Source organism: Saccharomonospora saliphila YIM 90502 (assembly GCF_000383795.1).
Taxonomy (GTDB): Bacteria; Actinomycetota; Actinomycetes; order Mycobacteriales; family Pseudonocardiaceae; genus Saccharomonospora; species Saccharomonospora saliphila.
Genome location: NZ_KB912705.1, coordinates 14,694 through 19,875 on the forward strand (window position 1 = coordinate 14,694; position 5,182 = coordinate 19,875).

Below are 5,182 nucleotides of genomic sequence, written 5' to 3' on the forward strand. Positions count from 1 at the left end.
CTCGGGCGGGGGCACCTCCGGCGGGGGCGGCGCGGGTGGTGGCGGCCTCGCCGGGTACGGGTCCAGCGGTCCGCCGCCTTCGAGCGGTCCCCCGCCCGGCAACGTCGAGCAGTGGATTCGCGAGGCCATCGAGATCCTGCGTGCCAACGGCGTCCCGGTGACCGAGGACAACATCGACGAGATCTGGACCATCATCGAGAAGGAGTCCGGCGGCGACCCGCACGCGCTCAACGACTGGGACTCGAACGCGGCCAAGGGCACCCCGTCCAAGGGCCTGATGCAGTGCATCGACCCGACGTTCCAGGCGCACGCCCTGCCCGGCCACGGCGACATCTGGGACCCGGTGGACAACATCATCGCCGGGGTGCGCTACACCTTCGACCGCTACGGCGGCTTCGACGGCCATCCCGGCCTGGCGTCGATGGCTCAGGGCGGCGGCTACCAGGGCTACTGAGCGGGAAAGCGGCGGGATCGGGGCCGGAGGCCCGACCCGGAACGCCCACCACTACGGTGCTTCGAGTTCACGCATCGTTTACGAAAGGGTGGGTCCCGTGACACACGAGACGTTGGCGGAGCCCTCGCTGTCCCTCCCGGCCGCGCGGGTGCCGACGCGGCTGCGGCTGCGCAAGGCCGGGTACGCGCTGCTCGGCGTCTCGGTGTCGCTGAACCTGCTCAGCATGGCCGTGCCCGCGCTGATCGACCACCCGCTGACCCGCGATCGCGGTGAGGTCCAGAACTACCTCGACGTGTTCGTGGAGGGCAACCTGCCGACGTGGTGGAGCACCGGGCTGCTTGTGGTCGGCGCCGTGCTCTACGCGCTGGTGGCCGTGGTCGCGCGCGCCACGTCGAAGGCCGACGCGTGGGCGTGGTCGTGCGGTGCCGTGCTGCTCGGCCTGCTCTCCCTCGACGACCACACCCAGCTCCACGAGCGCCTCGACCGCATCGGGCGCGAGCTGGTGAGCTTCGACGGGTTCCCGTTCTACTGGCTGATCCCGGGACTGCTCGCCGGTGCCGTGGTGGCCACGGGCCTGGCGTATCTGGCGCGGCGGCTCCGGGGGCGGCTGCGCTGGGGCGTGGTCGGCGGGTGCGCGGTCCTGCTCGGCTGCGCCCTCGGCATGGAAGGGCTGCAAGGGCTGCTCATCGCGGCCGACGAGAGCGGCCCGCTGTACGTGCTCACCTACCACGCCGAGGAGCTCGGCGAAAACCTCGGCGTGCTCCTGCTGATCGCCACCGCCGCGGCCGCACTGCGGATCGAGCGGGACGGCCGGGCGACCGTGCTCCACTACGACGGCGGCCACGACCAGCGCTGATCCGCGCCCCGCGGCGATCCCGAGGGCGCGGCTCGTGTCCCCACGGCGCGGCCCCGTCTCCCTGTGGCGCGGCGCCGTGTTCCCACTGCGCGGCGCCGTGTCACAGTGAGACGCATGGTCGAACCCGTGTCGTTTCCCGGGCCCGCGCGTCGCGCGGACGTGGCTCCGTTCCACGTCATGGAGGTGCTCTCGGCCGCGCGGGAGCGGCAGCGCACGCACGGCGACGTGATCGCGTTGTGCGCGGGCCAGCCCACGGCGGGCGCGCCGCGCCCCGTCCTGGAGGCCGCCGAACGCGCCGTGCGCGACGCGGATCTGGGCTACACGGAGCAGCTCGGCATCCCGGAGCTGCGGGAGGCGATCGCGGGCCACTACGCCCGCGTGTACGGATTGCGGGTCCCGCCCGAGGACGTGATCGTCACCACCGGCTCGTCCGGTGGGTTCCTGCTGGCGTTCCTGGCGGCGTTCGACGCGGGTGCGCGGGTGGCGCTGGCCCGCCCCGGCTACCCTGCCTACCGCAACCTGCTCACCGCGCTCGGGTGCGAGGTCGTGGAGTTCGACACCGACGAGAGCACGCGGTTCCAGCCGACCGTCGACCGGCTCGACGCGCTGGGCGAACTCGACGGCGTGGTCGTGGCGAGCCCGGGCAACCCGACCGGGACGGTACTCGGGCACGCGGAGCTGGGAACGATCGCGCGCTGGTGTGAGCGGCGCGGCGTGCGGATGATCAGCGACGAGATCTACCACGGCATCACCTACGAACGCGATCCCGGTTGCGCGCGGGCCAGCTCGGCGGAGGCCGTGGTGCTCGGTTCGTTCTCGAAGTACTTCGGGATGACGGGCTGGCGGCTCGGCTGGATGCTGGTGCCGCCCCGGCTGCGCCGGGCCGTGGACGTGCTCACCGGCAACCTCAACATCTGCGCGCCCGCGCTGGCCCAGCGCGCCGCCGTGGCCGCGTTCACCGAGGAGTCCTACACCGAACTGGATGCCAACGTGGCCGCCTACCGGGCCAATCGCGACGTGCTGCTGCCGGGGCTGCGCGAGATCGGGTTCGGACGCCTCGCCCCCGTTGACGGCGCCTTCTACGCCTACGCCGACGTTTCCGCGCACACCGGCGACAGCCTCTCCTGGTGCGGGAGGATGCTGGAGGAGACGGGAGTCGCGATCACTCCCGGCATCGACTTCGACCCCGTGCACGGCGGCCGGTTCGTGCGCCTGTCGTTCGCCGGGGCCGCTGCCGAGATCGCCGAGGCCGTGGACAGGCTGGGGGACTGGCTGCCCAAGTCCGGGCGGTCAGGGGCGACCCCGAATTCTCCCTGAACGTCGGCCGTCTCGGCGGCGGTGCGGGGGCGGCCCGTGCCAGTCTGGAGGCAGGACTCGGCGAACACGAAACGGGCCCGAACCCGAGCGCGGTGGAGGAAGCATGTTCTGGAAGATCGTCGGCGGTCTGCTGCTGGCGTGGGTGGCGTTCATGGTGATCGGGTCGCTGGTTGGCTTCCTGGTCAAGGCGGTGTTCTGGATCGCCGTCGTGGCGGGCGGTGTCTTCCTCGGCGCGGCCGCGTACGGCGCGATCAAGGGCAAGGACCAGAAGAAGCAGATTCGCCCCTGACGCCCACCCCGCCGTGCCGTGCGGGACCCGCCCTCCGCGTTCGGCGCGGTGAGGGCGTCCCGCACGGTCCCGATGGGGCGACGGTGTCCTGCACGGCGTCGTGCGGCGCTCAGCGCCGCGTGCGCAGGAGCGTGCGGGCGTGGTCGGCGCCGCGCCACAGGTGGGCGTCGAGGCCCACCCGGCGGGCGGCGTCGACGTTGGCGGCGCGGTCGTCGAAGAACACGCAGTCGGCGGGGTCGGCGCCCAGCCGCTCGACGAGCCGGTCGAAGATCTCCCGGTCCGGCTTGGCGACGCCGAGGTCGGCGGAGAACAGCGTCTCGTGGAAGCGGGACAGCCACGGCTGGCGCCGGGTGTGGGCGGCGAACGAGGCGGGCGCGTTCGACAGCAGCGCCAGCGCGGTGCCGTCGTCGGCCAGCGCGTCGAGCAGCGCGCGGCAGCCGAGGTCGTGCCGGGACCACCCGTCGATGTCCCGTTCGGTCAGCTCGGCGACCGCCGCGGCGTCCACCGTCACGCCCACGGTGTCGGCGACGGCCTCCCAGTACCGCGTGTCGGAGGCGCCCCGGTCGTAGGCGTCCCGGTGTGCCCAGTACGCCGGTTCGAACCTCGCCCGCGGGACACCGAGCCGTTCCGCCATCGCGGGCAGCGCACCGGTGCGCTCGCTGATCACCTCGCCGTAGTCGAAGACGACCCAGGACATCTCCCACCCCTCCTTTCGTGCTCTGCCCGGAAACGCCGCACCGCCCCGGACGTGCCCGGCCGCGCGCACCCGCTCGGGCAGGCACGCCGTTTTCCGCTCACCCGTCGCCGGTACGCAGGCGCCGGAGTGCCTCCTCGACGTCGGCGGCGGAGAGGTCGCGGTGCAGCACGAACCGCACCTTGCCCGCCATCGGCAATACCCGGATGCCGAGCGCGTCCAGCGACGCCAGCGTCGTGGCCAGGTCGGCGCGCTCGGCCAGCACGATGTTGGTCTGCGGTTCGACGACGTCCCAGCCGAGTTCGCGCAGCCCGGCGGCCAGCGTCCGGGCCTTCTCGTGGTCGGCCGCGAGGTCGGCGACGCGGTCGAGCGCGATCAGCCCCGCCGCCGCGAGGACTCCGCCCTGGCGGACGCCGCCGCCCAGCATGTGCCGCATCCGCCGGGCCTCGTCGACGAACTCCGGATCGCCCGCGACGACGGAGCCCACCGGAGCGCCGAGTCCCTTGCTGAAGCACGCCGAGACGGTGTCCACGCCGACGGTCAGCGCGGCGGGCGGGACCCCGAGCGCGGTCGCGGCGTTCCACAGCCGGGCACCGTCGAGGTGGACCCGCAGACCCGCGTCCTGGGCCGCGGCCACGAGGCGTGCGTGCTCGTCGGGCGGAACCACGGCCCCGCCCGAGGCGTTGTGGGTGTTCTCCAGGCTCAGCAGGGTCGTGCGCAGGGCGAGGTAGAACCCGTTTCCGTCGCCCGCCGCGGCGCGCACGGTCTCGGGAGTGGGCCTGCCGGGGCCCGCGTCGTGGTCGAGCGGGTCGGGCATACCGCCCGCGAGCCACGCCGCCGAGCCGAGTTCGTTGACCAGCACATGGGCGTCGCGGGGTGCCAGGAACCGGTCGCCCCGGCGCAGGTGCAGCGACAGCGCGATCAAATTGGCCATCGTGCCGCTCGGTGTCCACAGGGCAGCGGGCTTGCCCAGCGTCCGCGCCGCTCGTTCTTCCAGCTCCCGGACGGTCGGGTCGGCGTCGAGGACGTTGTCACCGACATCCGCCCTCGCCATCGCCGACCGCATGTCCTCGTCCGGCCGGGTCACCGTGTCCGAGCGGAAGTCGAGAGGCGAAGTCGATTCGGAGGTCACGAGGAGATCACATCACATCCTTAGTTGATCTCACAACTATCCCTCCGGCGGGTGAATCGTTGACCGACGTGCAACCGTAGGGCCGGACGGTTCCGTCCCCACCGTCGACAACACGACCGACCGGAGCGCATCCGCGTGGTTCACGATGACGATCAGGAGTTCGCGGAGTACTTCGCCGCACGGCGGGACTCCGTGCGTCGCACGGCATACCTGCTGTGTGGCGACTGGCACCGTGCCGACGACCTCGCGCAGACCGCGTTCGTCGCGCTGCACCGACGGTGGCGCAAGATCCGCGACCGCGCGGCCGTCGACGCCTACCTGCGCAAGACACTCGTGCGCGCGGCGATCGACGAGTCCCGCCGACCGTGGCGGCGGGAGCGGCAGACCGACGACGTGCCCGAACCGCGCGCGCCGGGCGGGTCGAGCGTTTCCGACTCCGA

7 protein-coding genes are annotated in these 5,182 nt (G+C 72.8%); 5 read left to right on the forward strand and 2 right to left on the reverse strand.

What is annotated here, in order from left to right:
* The 4 genes from SACSA_RS0116670 to SACSA_RS0116685 form a co-directional block, all read left to right on the forward strand.
* On the forward strand, nt 1–454 hold a 454-nt coding region (locus tag SACSA_RS0116670; protein ID WP_048876914.1), incomplete at its 5' end, for a transglycosylase SLT domain-containing protein.
* A 97-nt stretch (nt 455–551) separates the two neighbouring features.
* On the forward strand, nt 552–1,310 hold the full coding sequence (locus SACSA_RS0116675; protein ID WP_019818879.1) for a hypothetical protein: 759 nt from the start codon (nt 552–554) through the stop codon (nt 1,308–1,310).
* A gap of 114 nt (nt 1,311–1,424) precedes the next feature.
* A complete protein-coding gene (locus SACSA_RS0116680) occupies nt 1,425–2,627 on the forward strand; it encodes an aminotransferase class I/II-fold pyridoxal phosphate-dependent enzyme (RefSeq protein WP_019818881.1) in 1,203 nt (400 codons plus the stop codon).
* A 103-nt stretch (nt 2,628–2,730) separates the two neighbouring features.
* Nucleotides 2,731–2,916: a hypothetical protein gene (locus SACSA_RS0116685; protein WP_019818883.1), complete on the forward strand. Its 186-nt coding sequence runs from the start codon at nt 2,731–2,733 to the stop codon at nt 2,914–2,916.
* 109 nt (nt 2,917–3,025) lie between these two features.
* Here the strand turns inward: SACSA_RS0116685 and SACSA_RS0116690 are convergent, their stop codons facing one another.
* Both SACSA_RS0116690 and SACSA_RS0116695 read right to left on the reverse strand, forming a co-directional pair.
* Nucleotides 3,026–3,613, reverse strand: a complete 588-nt coding sequence (locus SACSA_RS0116690; RefSeq protein WP_019818886.1) for an HAD-IA family hydrolase — start codon at nt 3,611–3,613, stop codon at nt 3,026–3,028.
* A 97-nt stretch (nt 3,614–3,710) separates the two neighbouring features.
* The gene (locus tag SACSA_RS0116695; RefSeq protein WP_019818887.1) at nt 3,711–4,742 is read right to left on the reverse strand and encodes a threonine aldolase family protein; all 1,032 of its coding nucleotides are present in this window, start codon (nt 4,740–4,742) and stop codon (nt 3,711–3,713) included.
* Between the two features lie 135 nt (nt 4,743–4,877).
* On the opposite strand from SACSA_RS0116695, the gene SACSA_RS23455 reads away from it, so the two are divergent.
* The coding region (locus SACSA_RS23455; RefSeq protein WP_019818888.1) for a sigma factor at nt 4,878–5,182 on the forward strand (305 nt) is incomplete at its 3' end.

Excerpts from the sequence above, each read along its gene's own strand:
- SACSA_RS0116685 (WP_019818883.1), top strand. The coding sequence starts at position 2,731 with ATGTTCTGGAAGATCGTCGGCGGTCTGCTGCTGGCGTGGGTGGCGTTC.
- SACSA_RS0116680 (WP_019818881.1), top strand. The coding sequence starts at position 1,425 with ATGGTCGAACCCGTGTCGTTTCCCGGGCCCGCGCGTCGCGCGGACGTG.
- SACSA_RS0116690 (WP_019818886.1), bottom strand. The coding sequence starts at position 3,613 with ATGTCCTGGGTCGTCTTCGACTACGGCGAGGTGATCAGCGAGCGCACC.